General features: G+C 57.4%; 18 protein-coding genes and 1 pseudogene. 14 read left to right on the plus strand and 5 right to left on the minus strand.

The window, feature by feature from the left end:
• Window positions 1–1,629: 1,629 nt before the first annotated feature.
• Window positions 1,630–2,607: a Bug family tripartite tricarboxylate transporter substrate binding protein gene (locus ABIE49_RS00065; RefSeq protein ID WP_192735876.1), complete on the minus strand. Its 978-nt coding sequence runs from the start codon at window positions 2,605–2,607 to the stop codon at window positions 1,630–1,632.
• A gap of 320 nt (window positions 2,608–2,927) precedes the next feature.
• On the opposite strand from ABIE49_RS00065, the gene ABIE49_RS00070 reads away from it, so the two are divergent.
• Together ABIE49_RS00070 and ABIE49_RS00075 are read left to right on the plus strand one after the other, a co-directional pair.
• Complete coding sequence (locus ABIE49_RS00070) at window positions 2,928–3,092, plus strand: hypothetical protein (RefSeq protein WP_192735877.1); 165 nt, start codon at window positions 2,928–2,930, stop codon at window positions 3,090–3,092.
• A gap of 107 nt (window positions 3,093–3,199) precedes the next feature.
• Window positions 3,200–3,757, plus strand: a complete 558-nt coding sequence (locus ABIE49_RS00075) for a LabA-like NYN domain-containing protein (protein WP_192735878.1) — start codon at window positions 3,200–3,202, stop codon at window positions 3,755–3,757.
• A 707-nt stretch (window positions 3,758–4,464) separates the two neighbouring features.
• On the opposite strand, the pseudogene ABIE49_RS00080 reads toward ABIE49_RS00075, so the two are convergent.
• From ABIE49_RS00080 to ABIE49_RS00095, 4 genes and pseudogenes are all read right to left on the minus strand, one after another.
• Window positions 4,465–4,643: pseudogene (locus ABIE49_RS00080) on the minus strand (transposase); the annotation flags it as partial.
• A gap of 56 nt (window positions 4,644–4,699) precedes the next feature.
• On the minus strand, window positions 4,700–5,986 hold the full coding sequence (locus ABIE49_RS00085) for a glycosyltransferase family 87 protein (protein ID WP_192735880.1): 1,287 nt from the start codon (window positions 5,984–5,986) through the stop codon (window positions 4,700–4,702).
• A 184-nt stretch (window positions 5,987–6,170) separates the two neighbouring features.
• Window positions 6,171–6,461, minus strand: a complete 291-nt coding sequence (locus tag ABIE49_RS00090; protein WP_354066519.1) for a DUF5658 family protein — start codon at window positions 6,459–6,461, stop codon at window positions 6,171–6,173.
• A 495-nt stretch (window positions 6,462–6,956) separates the two neighbouring features.
• Window positions 6,957–8,147, minus strand: coding sequence for a glycosyltransferase family 87 protein (locus ABIE49_RS00095; RefSeq protein ID WP_354066520.1), 1,191 nt, complete (start codon window positions 8,145–8,147; stop codon window positions 6,957–6,959).
• Between ABIE49_RS00095 and ABIE49_RS00100 the strand changes: the two genes are divergently transcribed.
• The 12 genes from ABIE49_RS00100 to ABIE49_RS00155 all read left to right on the plus strand — a co-directional run bounded on the left by ABIE49_RS00100 (window position 8,146) and on the right by ABIE49_RS00155 (window position 19,692).
• Complete coding sequence (locus tag ABIE49_RS00100) at window positions 8,146–8,484, plus strand: hypothetical protein (protein ID WP_192735882.1); 339 nt, start codon at window positions 8,146–8,148, stop codon at window positions 8,482–8,484. The two genes, ABIE49_RS00095 and ABIE49_RS00100, sit on opposite strands and share 2 nt — an antisense overlap.
• 109 nt (window positions 8,485–8,593) lie before the next feature.
• The gene (locus ABIE49_RS00105) at window positions 8,594–8,785 is read left to right on the plus strand and encodes a Flp family type IVb pilin (RefSeq protein ID WP_192735883.1); all 192 of its coding nucleotides are present in this window, start codon (window positions 8,594–8,596) and stop codon (window positions 8,783–8,785) included.
• 134 nt (window positions 8,786–8,919) lie between these two features.
• Window positions 8,920–9,426: an A24 family peptidase gene (locus ABIE49_RS00110; RefSeq protein WP_192735884.1), complete on the plus strand. Its 507-nt coding sequence runs from the start codon at window positions 8,920–8,922 to the stop codon at window positions 9,424–9,426.
• Window position 9,427: 1 nt separating this feature from the next.
• Complete coding sequence (gene cpaB, locus ABIE49_RS00115; RefSeq protein ID WP_192735885.1) at window positions 9,428–10,369, plus strand: Flp pilus assembly protein CpaB; 942 nt, start codon at window positions 9,428–9,430, stop codon at window positions 10,367–10,369.
• Entirely contained in the window at window positions 10,369–11,562 is a 1,194-nt protein-coding gene (locus ABIE49_RS00120) for a CpaE/TadZ family protein (protein ID WP_192736117.1), read from the plus strand. Before cpaB ends, ABIE49_RS00120 begins: the two co-directional genes overlap by 1 nt.
• Window positions 11,559–13,031, plus strand: a complete 1,473-nt coding sequence (locus ABIE49_RS00125) for a TadA family conjugal transfer-associated ATPase (RefSeq protein WP_192735886.1) — start codon at window positions 11,559–11,561, stop codon at window positions 13,029–13,031. The genes ABIE49_RS00120 and ABIE49_RS00125 overlap by 4 nt, the downstream gene beginning before the upstream one ends.
• Entirely contained in the window at window positions 13,031–13,957 is a 927-nt protein-coding gene (locus ABIE49_RS00130) for a type II secretion system F family protein (protein ID WP_192735887.1), read from the plus strand. Before ABIE49_RS00125 ends, ABIE49_RS00130 begins: the two co-directional genes overlap by 1 nt.
• Complete coding sequence (locus ABIE49_RS00135) at window positions 13,954–14,850, plus strand: type II secretion system F family protein (protein ID WP_192735888.1); 897 nt, start codon at window positions 13,954–13,956, stop codon at window positions 14,848–14,850. The genes ABIE49_RS00130 and ABIE49_RS00135 overlap by 4 nt, the downstream gene beginning before the upstream one ends.
• A gap of 83 nt (window positions 14,851–14,933) precedes the next feature.
• Window positions 14,934–15,365: a hypothetical protein gene (locus tag ABIE49_RS00140; protein ID WP_192735889.1), complete on the plus strand. Its 432-nt coding sequence runs from the start codon at window positions 14,934–14,936 to the stop codon at window positions 15,363–15,365.
• Window positions 15,366–15,374: 9 nt separating this feature from the next.
• Window positions 15,375–16,862, plus strand: coding sequence for a pilus assembly protein TadG-related protein (locus ABIE49_RS00145; RefSeq protein WP_192735890.1), 1,488 nt, complete (start codon window positions 15,375–15,377; stop codon window positions 16,860–16,862).
• Window positions 16,863–16,885: 23 nt separating this feature from the next.
• Window positions 16,886–17,278 (plus strand): TadE family protein, encoded by a 393-nt coding sequence (locus tag ABIE49_RS00150; protein WP_354066521.1) that lies wholly within the window; start codon window positions 16,886–16,888, stop codon window positions 17,276–17,278.
• 209 nt (window positions 17,279–17,487) lie between these two features.
• Window positions 17,488–19,692 (plus strand): spermine/spermidine synthase domain-containing protein, encoded by a 2,205-nt coding sequence (locus tag ABIE49_RS00155; RefSeq protein WP_192735892.1) that lies wholly within the window; start codon window positions 17,488–17,490, stop codon window positions 19,690–19,692.
• Window positions 19,693–19,839 lie beyond the last annotated feature (147 nt).

The raw sequence follows: 19,839 nt of genomic DNA on the forward strand, positions 1-19,839 counted from the left end.
AAATTTAACAGCGACCAGTAAGTTTAACATCACTTCGGGCGACGTCGACGACCCAGCCACCCAGCCAGCGGCGCTGCTCTTGGAATGACCCCTGGCCCATTAAAGTGCGCCTTCAGCCTCGTTCTACAAGCCGCGGTGAACCGCCGACCGCTCGGTCTCCTTTCACCGGCGCTTCGCGAAGCTTTTAAAGCAGCTATCGAGCTTAAACTAAAATGTTTTCGACAGGTCCAATTTAGTCTAGGTGCCGACGCCGTTGGCGACTTGGAGCCATCGAAAATCACGCGGACGGCGCACGGACGGCGAGCGTACGCCGGTGGCGAGCGTTGAGAAATTACTTTCGCGAACTGTTCCGGTCCGAGAGCGAGAGGCGGGGCATCAAGTTACTGCGCGAGTGGCTGTCGCCCGAACGACTTGCTCAGTTTGAAGCGCATGTGTGTTCGAAGTCACAGGCTGTCAAGCGGTAAGCGATATCGCATACGTTTCGGGACCGGCGGGTTTTTCTTGCCGCCCCCTCAGGAGCGTCTTTGCCCGTCCGCAGTTAGTTTCAAACGTCGCGAACCCCGAAAAGCGAACCAAGCGCCGTTCGATCCAATTGGGTCCTTCGAAGTTAGGGCGCAGGCAATTTAGGGATAACATCAAAATACTCGGCGGACGAATTGATTTTAGGATTTTAGAGTTTGGACGTTATCCTGAATGTGCCGCGACCGCCGATGCGGCGAGTAGCCGGGCGCCACCTCGTCACCTACCGCAGGAGCTGAGTGCCCGGCTATTTCGCGCGGTATCTCGTCCATCAGGAGAACGCATCTGTGGTACCGGCGCATGCGGGAGAGGCGGGGTTTTGACCTTCGCCAGTACGGCGATTGGCCGGCGCGATAAGGGCGATCCGTTTTAGATACTGACCCCTCAAGTCCAAGTGCGCAGGCATGCCAACAGAGGTCCACTCCGATCTCGCCCTTTCCAGGTCGGAAGAATCTGACACCCACGCTGACCTTGCCCCAAGTTTTATCCTCGTTGGGTTCGCGACTGGCGCTGGGGTTTGCCCTGCTGGCGGGAGCTGACGCGGAGCCGTCGTCATAGCGCAGCTAGCTCCCGTCGCGGATGGGTGAAGGAATGCGGCGCGCCCTTTGCTTTGTTGGTTTGCTGAGAAGCTTGTCTTGTGCCGGCAAAGCGGCGATGAAACGCTATTGATGGCGCCGATTGGGTGGCCCCGTCAGTAATATGCATCCCCCAGCTCGATGACGAACCGTCCGCTAAACCCATCGCCGGTATATAGGTTTGAAACGGGAGAGGGGCAGCGTAGCATTGCCCTGATAATTTACCTCGAATCAGGAGCGAACAATGGCCAAGGGCAAAGACAAGCCAAGCAAGCAAACTAAGAAACCAAAGTCCGACAAGCCGAAGGGCTCAGGCTCGTCGTACCAGCAGGAAAAGGCGAGCGGCAAAAAGGGCTAGGGCCCTTGCGGCCAACATCTGTTCCCGACAGTTGGGTCGGAGCTGACCGGCCCAACTCATCACGTCTCTCCGTGAGGGTAAAGCAGAATTCACGGCTGCGTGTCCTGATTTCTCAGTTTGATCCAACGCGGGCAACGGATTGTACAGGCTCGGTTTAGAATCCGGTGGCGACCGGAACTATTCAGCCTTGATGCCCGCAAACTTGATCACCTTCGCCCACTTTTCGGTGGCCTCCGAGATGATCGTCCTGAATTCCGCGGGCGAGCCGCCAAGCACTGTGCCGCCGAGTTCGACGATCCGGGCTTTGACTTTGCTGTCGGCGAGGCCGGCATTGAGCTCCTTGTTCAGCATATCGATGATGTCCGCCGGGGTGTCCCTGGGCGCGCCAATGCCCGCAAAACCGCTGGCCTCATAACCAGGGACGAAGTCTCCCACCGTTGGAACGTCCGGCAATACGTCCAGACGCTTCGCGGTCGTTACCGCCAGGGCGCGCAGGTTACCCGCCTTGATATATTGGATCGACTCGGACACCGGAGCAAAAATCACCTGTATCTGGCCGCCGACCAGATCGGTGGTCGCGGGCGCGCCGCCGCGATAAGGGACGTGGACCAAATTCACCCCGGCCATCATCTTGAAGAGTTCGCAAGCAATGTTTTGCGGGGTGCCGGGGCCGGCCGACCCGTAGTTGACCTTACCCGGGTTGGCCCTGGCGTAGGCGATGAATTCAGGGATCGTCGTGGCGGGGACCGACGGATGCACCACGACGACGTAGGCCAGCCGCGCGGAGCATACAACCGGCGCGATGTCCCGGATGAAGTCGAAATTGAGATTGCTGTACAGCGCCGCATTGATCGCGTGCGGGGTGACAATTTGCAGCAGTGTGTAGCCATCGGCGGGCGCTTTGGCGACCGCCTCGGTGCCGATGTTGCCGCTGGCGCCGGCGCGGTTCTCAATGATGAATTGCTGGCCGAGGCGATCCGATAGCCATTGACCCATCAGGCGCGCCTGGATGTCGGTAGCCCCGCCGGCGGCAAAGCCGACGACAATGCGCACCGGACGGGACGGATAGGCTTGCGCCCGCGCAAGGCGGGGCACGGCCGGCAATGCACCAGCGCCCACGGCCAGCTGCAAGAATGTGCGGCGGGAAAATTTCATGATGCTCCCTCCACAGGGCGCTACGTCGCGGATTTATCCATCTAGGCCCTGCGGGAACAGACTACACCGGTCTTGCAACGAGGTGGAAGGGGGCATGCTTCCTCTCGGCGCTCTTGAGCCATAACAACCCGTAGATGTGGTAACACCGTCAGATTATGTAGGCACAGTGCAAGTCGTCAGCGCGCGGTCAAACCGACGCGCGAATGCCGTAGCGGACTGCCACGATGGCCACGTTCCTGGATAGCGCCTTTTGAAATGTTGATACAAGACAGACTGGACCGTGGAATCACGGCTAGTGTTTCTGTTGCGGGGAGCAGCAGATGCAGGAATACCGCGCCTATGTGATGGGCCATGACGGGCATATCCAAAGCTCTCGCGCCTTCGTATGCGAGAATGACGATGACGCCAGCGCATGGGCAAAGCAGCTAGTTGATGGCCACGATGGCATGGTGCGGAACCCGGCTGGTAGCGACATTCAAGCATAACGCCGCGATGCGGCAGCAGTGGACAACGCTCACCACCCGCCAGGCAATCTTAGTTTCACCGTAATGCACCGCGGTCGTGCTATGGGCGATCAAGGGAGCTTGGGGCGATGATTCCTTCCGAAAAATTGGCGCTCTTTGTCGATGGCCCAAGCCTCCACCACACGGCGAAAGGCTTAGACTTCAGCATTGATTTCAAAAGGCTTCTCGCCGAGTTCGGGACGCGCGGCGTGCTTGTGCGTGCGTATTACGCCACGATCATCGCTGAAGAGTTTCAAACAACTCGGCCCCTCATCGATTGGCTCGACTATAACGGTTTCACAGTGCGTACGAGCTCGGTCAAAGAGTTCGATGATGGTCAGGGCCGGCGCAAATTCAAGCGCAATATTGGTATCGAACTCGCAGTCGATGCGCTCGAGATTGCGAAGCATGTAGACCACACATTGTTGTTTTCTGGGGACGGTGATTTTCGTCCCCTGGTGAAAGCACTCCAGCGGCTCGGACCTCGCGTCACAGTCGTATCAAGTATGCGTACAAAACCTACGGTGGTCGCGGATGAATTGCGTCGGCAGGCGGATACGTTCCTCGAATTGGATGACCTCAAGGCTGCGATAGGGCGGACAAAGGAGGAGAGCAGAATGCGTAACCAGAGGGATGAGTTCTCGTAGGCCGAATGCTCGATCGGGGGGCAACCCGAATGAAGGCAGATTTGAAATCCCGAAGACCTTCGCCGTGACGGCGGACACCGAGGGCAGGGCCTGGTCCTGCTTATTCTCAATCACCGGCTGGAAAACCAGGAAGGATATGCGCTGTCCCCGGATGCCGCACGTCAAGTAGCTGCGGGGCTGACCAAGAGCGCGGACGCATTGCAAGTATCTCCGGTTGCCGGCGAACTAAACAAGTGAGCCCAGTAGGGATGCGCGTGAGTATAAGCAAGGCATGGCCCAAAACGGTCAATTTTGACGCCGACGTCTAGCCGTTTGGCGGCCGCAGTAGTTAGCATCTTCCGCGGGGGGCTGAACCCAATAACCTATTGCGCTCGCCCGAAGCTTGCAGAAAGCTTGGCGCAACGGATCTGAACGCCATGATGTCGTTTTCCTGGGAATGGGGGACACATACCGCTAAAGCAATCGACCGCTAAGCCCCGAATTGGCTGCGTGGGTAATGGCGCGTCTCCAATCCAAATGGCCGCACGTTGCGAGGCGGCGGGACGGTTAAGTGCCTTTGGGAGAGTGAGTAGACAGGAGACTTAGGCAAGGCCCTTATGTGCGATCGCAATGCCCGCCAGGATTGACGCTACTTCGCTAGCGGCTATGCGTGCGTCGGCTCAACTTGTTGAACACCTCGAGACGGCTCCGGCGCACGAACCGGTTTTGATCGTCTTGGGCGGACCATATTCGCCTGGTGCATCGCGCCAGCGCAGCCCGTTCCTGATTACGAAGACAATCCCGCTTATCACTCGCCGGTCGTCAACCCTCGCGATCCTGTGTGACAACGGGAGATAGCGCTCAATCCGGCGCATCTGGGCTCTGACAGTAGAAACAAATCAGCCATGGCGACTCCTCCTCGCACGTGACCAATGAATCAGCCCATCACCCAATCCGCAAGGATTAATGGGTCCTGAGCCTAGTTGCCATTTTGGTTGCCTTAGCCCCCAGACGATTCAGGAGACCTGTCACTACAAATGGGCTTTCGTGGTACAGTATGATGCAAAACAACATCAGTAGCGACAAAGAGCTTACGGGAGCATCGGGATATTGAAACAGCATCATTAGCGGAAACAGCATTGCCAAGGACAGAACCAGAATACCGACCAAACTGAACGTTGCGTTCGTCTGCCGGTGTTCCTCAATGAAGAGTGCCATGGCCGCCAAGATCATGGGCATATCATAGATGAACGCATGAGGGGTTGCCAGCAAGGTCCCGACGAACAGTGAGGCGGCGGCAAGTCGTCCCGCATTTCGGTAGAAGCAACGGCCTACAAGCACCGCCACAATAACGGAACTGGCAGCCTGCACGCCTTCCACCATGGGCGACTGGAATCCGGCCATTTTTAAATTGCTAAGGATGGTGGGCATGAGGTGCAACTGATGGTCATGGCTTCTGTCGAACGCAGCTTGGTACTCCGGAAGCATTGCAATCCAGGCTGGCCAGAGCGACCAGCCGAATACAAGGACGGAGACAATTGCCAGCCCCATAGCTGTTGCGCAGGCGACACCTGCAGCGCGCCAGTTTCCGGCAGCGATTAGCGCTATTGGCACTAGGAGGCCAAGCTGCGGCTTATAGGTGAGAAGCCCGAGTAGAATCCCACCGAGGATAGGCCGACTGGGGGCCAACCGGATCCCTCCGGTGATCAGTGCCGCGGCAAGGAAACCGCTCTGGCCGCTGCCAATTGTGGCTGCGGTCACCGGAGCAACGAGCACACCTACTATGCAAAGCGGAGAACGGGAGCACGTTGCAACGACCGCCCAGAGAAACAACCCCAGCGTGCCAACCACCCAGGCGACGTACGCCGCCCCATAGGGCAGCAGGCCCAATGGCCATAGGAGAAATATGGCTGTTGGCGGGTAGGGAAACCATTTCTGCAGGCTCGGATCCATTCCGAGCGCCACTTCTCTGGCATGGAGGGCGACGGAATCGTACAGCTCGGTCGCCGAGTACTCGCTGGCGATTTTGGCATACGACCATAGCGCAAAGAAATCCGAGGAAAGCTCACCGTTCGTCGCTTGGGTTACATTTACAGACCATGTCACGTAAACCATGACAGCCAGAAAAATTCCGCATGAGACGAGTAACAGGGTGCAAAGATACCCCGTCTTTCGGTCGTCCGCCCGCCATTGCAGTAGCCGGGTCCACGGAATCGAGAATTTCGCCGGCAAAACAGTGAATTGGTTCATCGCCGATCCTTCAGGCTCTACGCCTCCTTCGGAGCCGGCAACAATGCGCCCCAACGGCTCTGTAGGGGTTGACGACGGGCCGCGCGGAAAATGGCCCTTATGTTTTTTCCATATTGAGTGTCGAATCCATCTCAATTCGGTCCGCCAGCTTCCGTTACCCCCGATGCATCCCGGAGACTTGGTTTCAGTTGACGTTACCAGCGATGAGGATGAGATTGTTCAGTACCGGCGTCGAGGCAAAAGCTACTACGGCAGAAATGCCGTAAAGATTGTTGCTGAGCGAAAGCGTCCACGCCCCAACAAACGTTATGCCCAGCTTAGGGATAAGCCACCATTCGCCGAGTGACGTCTGAGCCAACCGCATGATCGGGTTAGCCTCGCTCATGCCGAGCTCCAGGATGACGTTCGTGGTCAAAAGGTCGGCGCAGCCCAATACGATGCAGGAGAGCAACAACAGCGCCTTAACCCAACTCATCTTTGATCTCCGGGAGCCTTGGTCTGATGTGTAACCCTTTTAACGATCAACACTTAATTTAGTTTCAACGAGCGCCACGCAGCACTTAAATCGGTCTTCACAGTGTGGCCGCCACATGGTCCGGAAGGCGGCGGACTGCCTTCGTAGGCCGGCCGGGCTCGAGCTGCCGCGACACAATTCCGGGATCGCGAACCGGCGGATCCGTTCGAGAACGGCGCTAATCAGTGCAAGGGCGGTTGAGACGACCGCTAAGATGGAGGATTGACGCGGCCGCCCCGAACGGCCCGAACGGCATGTCGGCCTAGTCCGATGCTTGTTTCAGGCCACTGATCCGGACGCGATCTGTGTCGATTATCTTTGATCTGAGACAGGTTCCGCTCGCCGCAGAATGTCCCTGAGTGCGCGCCAGTCTTGTGGCTAAAAACTGCATGGTGCAGTTGTCGAAGATGAAGTTTAGGAGCCTAGGCGCCCGCCGCAACCTCGGCCGAGACCCTCTCACGCCGCCACCACGAACCGGAACGAGCAAGGATCAGTCCTGCCTGCAACGATCAGCATGGCGGGGAGCCCCGTCGGCGTGCCCGTGAAGTAAGCGGCGATGAGGACGACCGCGCTGCCGAGAGCTGGAAGTTCGTAGCGGCGAAAGCCGGTCCTCACTCCGATCCGGACCAGGAAGGCGACAGGAATGGCGAGCGCGACCATGTCGTAGATGGCGATATAGGGCGTGGCGAGCAGCGTGCCCGCGGCAAGGACTCCGGCCTTCAAGGCATAGGGCAGGCGGGTTCGCCACATCAGCGCCACCGCCACCGCAACGGACGCGGTGAGGACAAACTGCAATACCCAGGCGAGCTGTTCGGTGCCGCCGAAATAACGCACCATCGCGTAGAGACTCTGCAACTTCCACCATGTCGCCCTGCCGTCGGTCAGGACCGCTTCCGAGGAGCTCGGCAACCAGTGGAAGAACGCCAGCCAGCTCTCGGTGCCGAAGGCGAGCCATGAGACGAGGACCATCGTGACCGCCGTGGCGCTGGCGCTGACGAACACGCGCCAATGCCCGGCCGCGATCAGCGCAATCGGAAACAGCAGCCCGAATTGCGGCTTGTAGGTCAACAGCCCGAGGCAGATGCCGGCAAGCACCGGCCGGATCGGGATCAGGTAGAGCGTGCTGCCGATCAGCGCTGCGGTAAGGAAGCCGGTTTGTCCGACCCATGCATTGACGAAGACGAGCGGCACGGCGAGCGCAAGCCGAATGCCGAAATCGTGGCCGACGATTGCGCGCATGACGGCAACATAAGGCACCAGGCTAGCAAGAGCCCAGCCAAGATAAGCTACCGAAAAGGGCAACAGCGCCATCACGGATGCGACGAAGAAAAACGGCGGGGGGTAATGCCAGGGAAAATCGCCGGCGAAATCCCGACCGAGCGCCGCGACCTGGATCTGCTTCAGGATCTCCCAGTCAAAGGCCTGCGCCGGAAGGCCATCGAGCACGAGACGCCCGCCGGCATAGAAGCTAATGAAGTCCGTGGGGATGCCGAGGCCGTTCTTGTCGTAAATCCACGCGTGCCCAAGATACGCCGTCAGGCACAGCGTCAGGTTCACCGCATACAGCGCCACACAAACATACTTGAGCGTCGCGGGAATTTTGATTTCGGCCGGAGCAATGGCGAGAGTGGAGCTGAAGGCGACCATGGAGATCCTTGCTCAGGGCGCTTCCTGTCCGAAAGCAAAACGCTCGAAAGAAAAAGGCGCAGAAAAGGATTCGTCAAGCAGCCCGACCAAAGTCTCTGACGTTTCCTATTTCCAAAGATTTCTCGGCCGGACCTTTTCGCCATTTTGCGTTATCGGGGCCGAAGGAGGACATCCAGCTTTAGCGCCAGGCCGGAGCTCGCTCAAAATGATCGCCGGTCCGCTAACTGATGCAAAAAACAGCATATATGAGCGTGAATTGCTTAGCGATTTTGCGTTGTTGCCACCCGGTAACACCGGATTTTCACGGTTAAGGTTAAAGCGTCTAAACTTAGTCTAAACATTGACTTAGAGGCGAGCTTAAGAGAAAGTTTACGTTAGCGGCAGCCGGGCTGCTCCGAACCGCTAGAGTCAGTTTTGAAAATTAACATCAATTTGGAGGCGTTAACATGCGTAAATTTCTAGATTCCGTTAAGACCCTCGCCAAGGACGAAGCGGGCGTGGTCTCGTTCGAGTATATCCTTGTGGCGGCATGTGTCATCATTGGGGTGGGCTTTGCATTCGGCACCGACACCAGTGGCAACCTCGCCACGAGCCTGAGCACCGCCGTCAGCTCGGTCATCGCGAAGCTTCCGAGCTAACACCACATTGACTCAGCGTGGGGGGTACTCGGATTTGCCTCCCACGTTTTTCAAGGCATTCTCAATGATGGAAAAGGCCTGATTTTTCCGAGGCCTGCAATTTGTTGATAACACTCTTTTGAGGCGTGCATTCTATGAGTTGGATTGCTCCCGCAGCCTCCTATCTGGCAATACTATTATTGATATATGTCGCCATGATCGATATCGCGACACGATCGATCCGAAATGAAGTTTGTCTGACGCTGGCGCTGCTCGGGATCGCCGCTCAACTTGCAAGCCCGATTCAGCTCGCAGAATCTCTGATCGCCGCGACAGTGCTGTTTCTGCTGCTGCTGGTCATCTACCAGTGGAAAATGATTGGCGGTGGCGACGTCAAATTGCTCGTGGTCCTGGCGCTCGGTCTGCCGTTGATGGGCGTTATTCAGCTATTGACGGTTACGGCGTTCGCCGGCGGCGTTCTTGCCCTGGTGCATCTGATGATGCGGTACTTGCCTTCTCCGAGGCTTGCCCCCGCCGGCTCATCGGTGCTGCGCCGCGTCTATGCGATCGAGCGTTGGCGCCATGTGCGGCACGCGCCGTTGCCCTTTGGCGTCGCGATAGCATGCGGTGGCATTTGGGCGATTTTCAGTAAAGGAATTTGATATGTCTTCGGCTTTGCGACTTTCGATTATTGCAGTTCTTCTACTTGCGACAGCTGCCCTGGGCCTGATTGCCCTGAACATGAATTCGCCCAAACAGGCGGTGGTGGCGGAGGTTGTTCACCAGGCACCGGCGCCGGCAAAGACTGTCGGCTATTATGCTGCGGCGCGGCCGTTACCGCGAGGTACCTTGGCCCGCGATGAAGACTTCGTGGTCCGTCAGGTGCAGCCTGAGCGCGTTCCGGCGGACGCGATCCTCGAAACGGCCGACTCCAAGGCCTCGCTGTCCGGCTCGCTTGTTCGCAAGTTCGTCGAAGCGGGCAGTCCCATCACTCAGCAGGACATAGTGCGGCCTCAGGATCGAGGTTTCCTTGCTAGCGTGCTTGCGCCGGATACCCGCGCCATCAGCATCAAGGTTGACGAAGAGTCCGGTGTGTCGGGTCTTATCCGGCCGGGCGACCATGTCGACGTGCTGCTCACCCAGATGTTCGAAAAAGCAGATCCCGGGCGCCGCGCGCTCAGCGAAACCGTTCTGCGCAACGTTCGGATCATCGCGATCGACCAGGAGATCGTGCAGGGCAGTCGGGGTGTGGCTGCAGCGTCGGCTAAGCAGGCCGCGACAGTCTCGCTGGAACTCTGGCCGGATCAGGTCCAGAGGATTACGGTCGCCAAACAACTCGGAAAACTTTCCCTGTCGGTTCGGGCGGCCGTCATGGACAAGCGGGACAGCGGCGACGCTCGCGCCATGTCGAGCTGTGACGTGTCGCCGGAACTCGCCCGGCAGAACGCAGCTGCCGGTCAGACGACCGCAATCGTTGTGTATTCCGGAGGTGAGGCCAAGCAATTCTCGGTCAAGAAATCGGTCGCGGACAGCGGAATGAACTGCGATGCATCGGATCTTGCCCGCCTGACTGCAGCTGCAGGCAATGCGCCGGAGAAGCGTTGATGAACATGGCAATGGTAAATCCCCCTGAAGCGCCATCGGCGGTCACCCGCGACCGCGTCATCTGCTTCGTCAATGACGAGGAAAGTGCCGCGGCCCTGCGCAAGGGCCTCGACGGCAGCAACCTAACGATTCGGCGCGGTACGATCCGCAATGCCATGAAGATGCTGGAAACCGACACCGATCTGTTCGCATTGGTGGCTGATATCAGCGGGTACGATGACCCGTTTACCGAACTGGAACGGCTCGCCAGCGTTTGCCCGCCCGATGTTCGGGTGGCGTTGATCGGCGACAGCAGGGAGATCACGTTCTACCGCGAACTCATCGAAATCGGCATCACCGAGTATCTGCCGCGGCCACTTACGCGGGACTTGGTGCTGGACCTGTTGCGCCCGAAGCTGATCGGCGGCGTTAAGTCCGCTCAACCGGATCGCGGCGGACATGTCGTCTCGATTTGCGGCGCGCAGGGCGGTGCCGGCGCGACGAGTATCGCCATCAATCTCGCGCTGCAACTGGCCGAGACGACCAAGGCGAAGGTCGCGCTGCTCGATCTTCATCTGCAAAACGGCGAGACGGCGGTGATGCTGGGCGTCCGGCCGGGGCCGGGTCTGCGCATCGCTCTGGAAAACCCGATGCGGGCGGATACGTTGTTTCTGGAACGCGCCGCAATCGAGATCAACGATCGGGTCAGCCTGATCGCAGCGGACGAGGAGCTGGATGCGCAGCTCGATATTACCGAAGCGGGCGTGCGCCACGTGCTCGGTTTGCTCCGTCAACGATTCAACTATGTCGTGGTCGACGTGCCGGTGCCATTCCCTCCCTCGCTCTACCCGGTGATCAGCCTTTCCCGTCAGGTACTGGTCCTGCTGGAAGCGGAGGTCACGGGACTTCGCAATGCCCACGCGCTGCGCAACGCCGTCACCAACATCGCCGGCAAGGACCGGGTCTTTACCTTGCTCAACCGCGCCGACCGTGCCGGCGGGCTACCCAGGCAAACAATTTTCAAAGCGCTCGGAGCAGAGCCGGACATGGTGATTCCTGATCTTGGGAAGGGAATGACTCAGGCGGTTAATCTCGGAATTCCGGCGCTCAAGCACGTATCGAAACTGCGGCGTCACCTGACACCGATCGTCCGGGAGATCACCGGTGTCGGCATCAAGCCGAAAGGACGGCTGAGGAGGCTGCTCGGGCTATGAAAAAGTTCGGAAGGCGCCCAGACGACGACCTGCCGGTTCGTGTGCCGACCCTGGTGCCAAGCCCGGTTGCGCCGATGGAAGCTGCGCCCTCGCCGGGCGGAGGCTTGCCGCCGTCGCTTGCGCATTCGCCCACGTTGCTGACGGCGGCGAGTTCAGGCTCGCCTGCACCGGCCCCAACTCTCGTGCCTCGGCGCGAGAACCCTCCAATGCATCATCCCGTGATGCACTCCTCGCTGCGCGAGCGAGTCATTGAGCAGATTGACCCGGCGGTGGCCGCGACGCTTTCGCGCGATGTTCTTCGGCAGCAGATCGAGGATATTATCCATGACATCGCCAACAAGGATCGGCTGGAACTGTCAGGCCGCGAGCAATTCCTGCTAGCGGATGAGCTTGCGGACGACATGACTAACTATGGGCCGCTCCGTGCGCTCCTGCTGGATGAGTCTATCAACGATATCATGGTCAATGGACCAAGTAGCGTTTATGTCGAGCGAAACGGCAAGCTGGAACGGTACGCGGTGCGATTCCGAGACAATGATCATATCGCATCGGTGGCGCAGAAAATTGCTGCGCAAGTCGGGCGGCGCGTTGATGAATCCAGCCCGATGGTAGACTGCCGCTTGCCGGACGGCAGCCGGGTCAACATCATCTTCCCGCCGCTGGCAATCCATAGCCCGTGCATTTCGATCCGAAAATTTCCGAGTCGTCGGTTGAACATGGCCGGAATGATCGAAAACGGTTCGCTGACCCCGGCCATGGGACAATTGCTGGAAATCGCCGGCCGGTGCCGGCTTAATGTTCTGGTCTCTGGCGGTACCGGCTCCGGCAAGACGACGCTGTTGAACGCCATCAGCCAGTTTATTGATCACAGTGAGCGCATCGTTACCATTGAGGACGCGGCCGAGTTGCAGCTTCAGCAGCCGCATGTGATCAGCCTGGAGACCCGGCCTCCGAGCCTCGAAGGCACCGGGCAGGTGACGCAACGCGATCTGGTGTGGAATGCCTTGCGCATGCGTCCCGACCGGATCGTCGTAGGCGAGGTGCGCGGCCCCGAAGCGTTCGACATGTTGCAGGCGATGAACACCGGCCATGACGGTTCGATCTCCACGGTGCATGCCAACAGCGCTCGCGACGCGCTGACCCGTGTTGAAAACATGGTGCAGATGGGACAGGTCAACCTGCCGCTGCGGGCGATCAGATCCCAGATCGTCGCAGCGCTGGATATCATAGTCCAGGTGGAGCGCATGCGGGATGGTCAGCGTCGCGTTATCCAGATTACCGAGGTGATCGGTCTGGAAGGCGACGTGATCACCACCAACGACGTCGTAGCATTCGAGTACCAGGAGGAGGATGTTCACGGGCGGATTGTGGGCACCTATAGATCCACCCAGGCGGTCCCAAAATTCAAGACCCGTCTTGCCTATTTTGGGCTTGATAAAGCCTGGGCTGACGCCATGAGGCAACTCTAATGACCCCTTTGATCTTCATGGTCCTGCTGGCTTTGGTATGCGCGGCAGCCATCACGTTGTGGCTCGACGCGCGAGAAAGACGCATGAATCGTCAACTCGCGATAGCGCTGCCCACGTCACGTTCGGCCAGTCTGCCCTCTATTCGCCGACAACGCGCCGGTACGCGGCGACAGTTTTTGCACCGCCTGGCCAATTACAGGGCTGAGACACCCTACATCCTGCATCCCGCTTATGTGCTGCTTGCTGGCGTCATGGCAGCCGCGGCAATCTTTTATGCCAATCGACTGGTGGAGTTTTCCAACCTCACCGTATCTCTCGCGGCTGCAATTGTCGCCATCATGATGGTGCGGGGTCTGTTTGGATGGCAGCAACGCCGCCTTGCCAATCAACTTTTTCGACAGATGCCTGATACGATCCAGATGGTGACAAGCACGGTTCGATCCGGGCTGCCCGTCCAGGAGGCATTTCGCACCATCGCTCGCGAGATGCCGCAACCGACCGCGGGGCAGTTTGCCATCGTATGCAGCGAATTGAGTCTGGGGAGACCTCCCGAGGAAGCTGTTGAAGATATCTATCGGCGAACGCAAGTGACGGAGTATGGCATGTTTGCGGTGACGCTCGGAGTTCAATTGAAGTCAGGCGGTAGCTTGACCGAAACCTTGCAGACACTGGCAGACACCGTGACCCAGCGAGTCGCGCTGGCTGCTCGCGCGAAGGCTCTGGCAGGAGAGGTGATCTTTTCCGCACGCGCACTGTCAATGGCGCCCTTTATTATGGGTGGGTTGCTATACCTGACCAGTCCGCAAAACATCACTGTTCTGTTCACTGATCCGACCGGAAACACCCTCCTGGCCTACGCAGTTGGCTCGGTGGTTATCGGGACCCTGGTGATACGTTGGATGGTCAGAAGGGAAACGGAAATATGACGTGGAGTCTTGGTCTGGTGGCTTTCGCCATAGCGGCCGCGGCTGCGACCTGCGTGTTGATCATCCGCGAAATACACGTTCGTGCGTTGGACGCGCGGGTGTCAAAAGCCGTCCTGGGCATTCCTGGCCAGTCGGCGCCCTTTCAGAACATGACCGACTGGTTTTCGACGCTCGGCGAGCGTTATCGGCGCTTTTACGCGCAGGAAAATCTGGAGGAACTACGAACGATCCTTCAGTCCTCGGGTTTGAATCATCACCGTACTTTGCCAATCTGGATCGGTGTCAAAACTGTCAGCATGTTCCTGTTCCCGGTCGCGGCGTTTTTTGCCGCGCAACTTTCGGGAAGGCCCTTCGGAGAAATACTGATCTCCACTCTCGCGGGCGTCGTGGTCGGAATTATGGGGCCGCGGCTGATCCTCGTGGTGCTCAAACGGCGTTTCGCGGCAGCCATTCGGCAAGGTACCCCGGATACCATCGATTTGCTGGTGGTGTGCACCGAAGCGGGAATGGGCCTTGAGAGCGGGCTGCAACGGGTGGCGGAAGAAATGAACGAAACCAATCCTGCCATGGCTCAGGTTCTTTACGATCTTCTCGATGATCTCCGGATATTGCCAAATCGCGTCGACGCATTCGAGAAATTTGGAGCCAAGTCAGATGGACTTCGCCGTTTCGGCACCATGGTCAGCCAAAGCTTGCAATACGGGACGCCGTTGAGCCAGGCGCTGCGTAGCATCGCAGTCGACATGAGGCGAGAACGTATTACCAGGCTGGAGGAAAAAGCACACAAATTAAGCGCCAAACTGACTATACCCATGGTGTTGTTCATGCTTCCAGCTATGTTCGTCGTTATGGGTGCAGGTCCGTTTCTGCAGCTGGTGCGCGCGTTCAAATGATTAAGAACCATGAGCGCGGTTACCCTCTTGAACCACTGATCTTGGCGATCGGATCTTCGGTCGCCCTTCGGCGAGGTAGGTTTGTGAGCAGGAAAGATTCTTTCATAGCGGATCAACGCGGCGCCGCCTCGCTTGAGATGCTCATCGTTTACCCGATCCTGGTCCTCGGCCTGCTTTTGCCGCTCGCCGACGTTGCCATCGCCGGCTTCAGGTTCATCGCAGCACATCAGGCGTTGCGTGACATGGGACAGCGTACCCAGTATTCCGCACCTGACGCTACGGATTCGAACAGTATCAGCACCTGGCAAAACTTGTACGGCACCACGACGATCAGTGGCTATACGGTAAGTGCAACGGTAAAATGCGGCGACGCGGGGAATGCGCAACTCCCCTGCGCCAGCACAGACTTTCCGAAGTACCTCAGCTTTCAAACGAGCTTTACCTTGTCACCCATGGTGCTTGGATCGGTGTTGTGCAGCACCTGCACGGTGAACTACTCACAACGATTCCAGTAGGAGGACGTCGTGCGCAATTTGCTTCGCTGTCGTCGTGGCTCTGTCGCCTTCGCAACCGTTATCGCCCTCGTACCGCTGATCGGAGTGGTTGCGCTCGGAGCCGAGGCGGGATTCTGGTACGTCCTCAAGCAAAACGCCCAGAATGCCGCCGATGCGGCAGCCTATTCAGGCGGATTGAAGGTGGCATGCTCGAATTCCGGAAGCGGCAATTGCGATAGTAATAACGCATATGATTACATCTATCGAGGCAAGCAATTTGCCGACAAGAACAAGTTCTGCGACCCTCGCGACCAAACATATCCGTGTGTGAGTTCGCCCCCGACGGGAGCCACACAGACTGTGGCGATCGATCAGCCCACCAGCACTCGTGTTCGTGCCATTGTTGCCCAGCAACAGCCGACCTATCTTGCGGCAGTGCTCGGCATGTCCACCGTCAACATTGGCGCTACGGCCATCGTTGAAGTCCAGAAACCGAAAGAAGTATGTACGCTGGGATTGGGAAGATATCCGCCGAACAACGGCTCGCTTAATATCGCGGGCAATTCGCAGATAACCGGCAACGGTTGTGCGCTTATGTCGAATGATGCCGTCATGATGTCCAGCGCACCGAGCTTTACCGGTTCGGGTTGGGCCATTAATTCTGCCAGTGGCTGTAAGGGTGGGCATTGCGACGATAATGGCCTGCCACCGCACAACTATGCTGCGCTGCCCGCGGACAATCCCCTGAAGGCACTCGATACTGCCTCGTTCAACACTTTTCCGACCTTGAGCGGCAATAGTAATGCTGCAAGCGTTTCCTGCGCGGGATTGTCGCCTGCGGCGCCCGTTGGCGCTACGAGATGTTACTCGGTGAGCCCGAACACTGCCTCTACAGCGTATGGAAACATGCCGAACAACGCTGACTATGTGGTTTTCACCGGAGGTAGCACCACGGCAACTTACTATTTCAAATCGGGTTTTACGTTTAGCAGCAGCGTAAAAGTAAGTTTTGCCCAGGGCATATACTATTTCAGCGGAGCGTTCGGCGGCAACGTGACCCTGGACTTCGCCCCCGGAACCTACTTCTTCAATGCTTCAGCAATAACACTCGGAGGAAACGTTACCTGTTCCACCTGCACAAGCTGGACAGGCACCGGCCTCGGCACGACGTTTGTATTGCTTGGTGATTCGAAACTTACGATTAGTGGCAACGTTAGCCTCTCTGCCCCTGTGACCAACAATGTCTCTTCTCTTCTGAATGGTGTGCTGTTTGATGATCAGGCTCCCAACAAGAGCAACAATGCAGTCTCCATCAGCGGCGGCACGGCCAGCTTGGGCGGTACGATGTACTTCCCCAACGTCGATGTGACGTGGGGCGGATCGGTTCAAAGCGCCAATACGACCTGTGCAGCCATGATCGCCAACACCGTCACGCTTAGCGGCAATGCCTATGTGAGCTCGTCAAACTGCAATTCGAGCACTATTTTCAAGACCCAGATTATCGCTCTGGTGCAATGATGAGAAAGCTCGATGAGCGAGGCATGGCGGCCCTGGAGTTTTGCATGGTAGTCGTGCCATTGTTCGTGTTGATGTTCGCGATATTCGATTTGGGACGCTATGCCATTACGCGGCAGTCATTGAATACGCTTGCCAATACGGGCGCGCGGAAACTGATGATCGCGTGTTACACGCCCGCCGTTACAGCCAACAGCTCACCTTCCGGCTGTACCGACATCGATAGCTACTTTTCCAGCACGGACCGGTCGAATGCTGCACCGTACCTGTATGGTACCGGCAGCCCTACGGTTACGCTCACCGCGACTTCGGCAAGCTCCGCATTGACCGTTACGGCATCTGTAAGTTTCAGCGCGATGGTCCCGATATGGGGTTCGGCATTGGACGCGCCAAGCGCGTCCACCGCGATACCGTTCTAGCGCAATCCCGACCACCATTCAGGCTCGCTTATTGCCGCGGGCGGGGCATTCCCGACCACGCGCCAAGGACGTGGCCAGCTGGCGACTTAGCCGGTGCGAAGCCTCGAATGCTGTGCCTCCGGCGCGTTATTCTGATATTCTGATAATCGAGCGGTTATAGTACATTCTTTCCTAATCTTGCGAAAATTCGTTTTGGAAGGAAGCGCTAGGTGATTTCCGACTTTAAAAGCGAAAATCTGCGTCGGTCCGGTGTAACTCTTTTTCTCGTTGGATTTTTGGTTCTTTTCTTCGAACTCTCCTGCATCCGCTGGTTTTCTGCCCGCGTCGTTTTCTTGCAGTTCTTTACAAACATCGTACTAATCGCCTGCTTCCTCGGAATGTCTTGCGGCTGTCTGGCGGCGCGCCAGCGACGCAATTGGCTTGCATTCTTCCCGCTGCTTGCAGTGGTGACTTTCACCATGGCCCGTATCACGATTGGCGCCTACAACTACTGGGGCAGCCTCGCGGTAGACGTAGGACATCAATCATCTCCCCAAGAGGTCTTCTTCGGTGCGGAGTACCGCGATCCCGATTTAGCGCAGTTCGTCATACCGATCGACGCAATCTCTGCGCTTTTTTTTGTCTTAATTGCGCTTGTCTTTGTCGGACTCGGTCAGGTTCTTGGGCGAGCCTTTGACACCTTTCCGAACAGAGTGGCGGGCTATTCGCTAAACATTGGCGGTAGCCTCATTGGTATCGTCCTATTTTCAGTTATGTCCGCTTGGCAGATGCCTCCCCACGTATGGGTTGCGATAACCTGTGTTGGTGTGGCTTATCTTCTTCATCAAGATGGCGCACTATCGATCGTCCGGCTGGTTACACTAATCGCTCTGATAGCCTTGGCAGGCCTGCCGCTCGAAATGTCTAAACGGCTTGAGACTCGCTGGTCCCCTTATTACGCTGTGGATTACGAAAGAGAGACCGGCGAAATTCTCGTCAATAATATTGGTCATCAGGCGATGGTGCCCTTTGAGCGGGGCGGCTCCACCTATTCGCTAATTCATCTTTTACAGCAACATAGTGGGAACCCACCGTTTCGCGACGCTCTGATTATCGGCGCGGGCTCCGGCAATGACGTGGCACATGCGCTGCGGTTTGGCGTAGAAACAATCGATGCAGTTGAAATTGATCCCGTCATTCATGACATCGGCATTCACCACCACCCTGATCAACCATATCAAGACGGCAGGGTAATACGTCATCTCGATGACGGCCGGCATTTCCTGCGCAAGACAGAAAAGAAATACGATCTCGTTGTGTACGCTCTGGTCGATTCTCTAATCCTACACAGCGGTTATGCCAATATTCGACTTGAAAGCTACCTGTTCACGGAGCAGGCGTTCGAGGAGGTTCGGCGCGTTCTAAAGCCTGACGGCGTATTTGTGATGTACAATTTCTACCGACAGGGATGGATTGTGCAACGTGTCGCGGCCATGGCCAAGCAAGTGTTCGGCTGCGAACCCGTCGTATTGCCGCTACCCCACGCCGAGACAATCCGGTCGTCCGACCAAACTGGGTTCACGACCATTATCGCTGGTTGCAATCGCAGTATTCCGACAGCGTTCAAGCAGCATGGCACATTCTGGCTAAATATGGCGCCACCCGAAAACTTATCCCTCAACGGCTTCGCGTTATCCGCTACCAGCCTTCCAAAAGGAACGTGGGAGCCTATTACGCCGACAAAGTTAGTCTATGACAACAATGCTCCCTCTCAATTCGCAACAGACAATTGGCCCTTCTTGTATGTGAGCGGTCGGCTCCTTCCGGACCTTACGGTTCGGTCAATGATCGTGTTGGGAGTTCTTGGCATTGCCATGGTTTATTTCTTTGCGCCCAAACTACGATTGCGCCTGAATAGCCCCATGTTTTTTCTCGGCGCAGGCTTCATGCTCTTGGAGACAAAGGCTGTGGTTCAAATGGCGCTACTCTTTGGGAGCACCTGGCTCGTTAATTCTGCCGTATTCTTCACTGCTCTGGTCTTGATCCTTCTTGCGAACCTGTATGTAATCAAAGCTCCGCAAGTCCGATTGAACCACCACTATGCGGTAATGCTGCTCTTTCTCTCGGCCTCAGCACTCGTACCTTTTGACGCCTTCCTCAACGGCGGAGCAGTCTGGCGGTACGTTATTCCCTGCTTGCTTGCGCTTGGTCCGATGTTTTTTGCGGGCGTCATCTTTGCGAGAAGCTTCCGCGATGAGAACAACCCCGATGTTGCATTTGGCTCAAATATCGCGGGCGCCGTGATCGGCGGACTAGCGGAATCGTTCTCAATGATCCTTGGGTTTCAGCATCTGCTCATCCTTGCGATAGGCCTTTACATTCTATCGATATATTCGCCGTCCATGCGCCTTGGACTGACCGCGAGAGCGCCGTGAGCAGCCACCTGTATCACGCGAGGTCGTCGATGCGAGGAGAGGTTCCCCACCTGTGCGCAGCATCCAGGTGCGATCCGGCTTAGAGATCGTGTTGCTCTCGAACGACGGCAGTTCGAGTACCGAGATGATGAGACGCGACTTCTCACG

The sequence above is a fragment of the Bradyrhizobium sp. OAE829 genome (genome assembly GCF_040546575.1).
GTDB lineage: Bacteria > Pseudomonadota > Alphaproteobacteria > Rhizobiales > Xanthobacteraceae > Bradyrhizobium.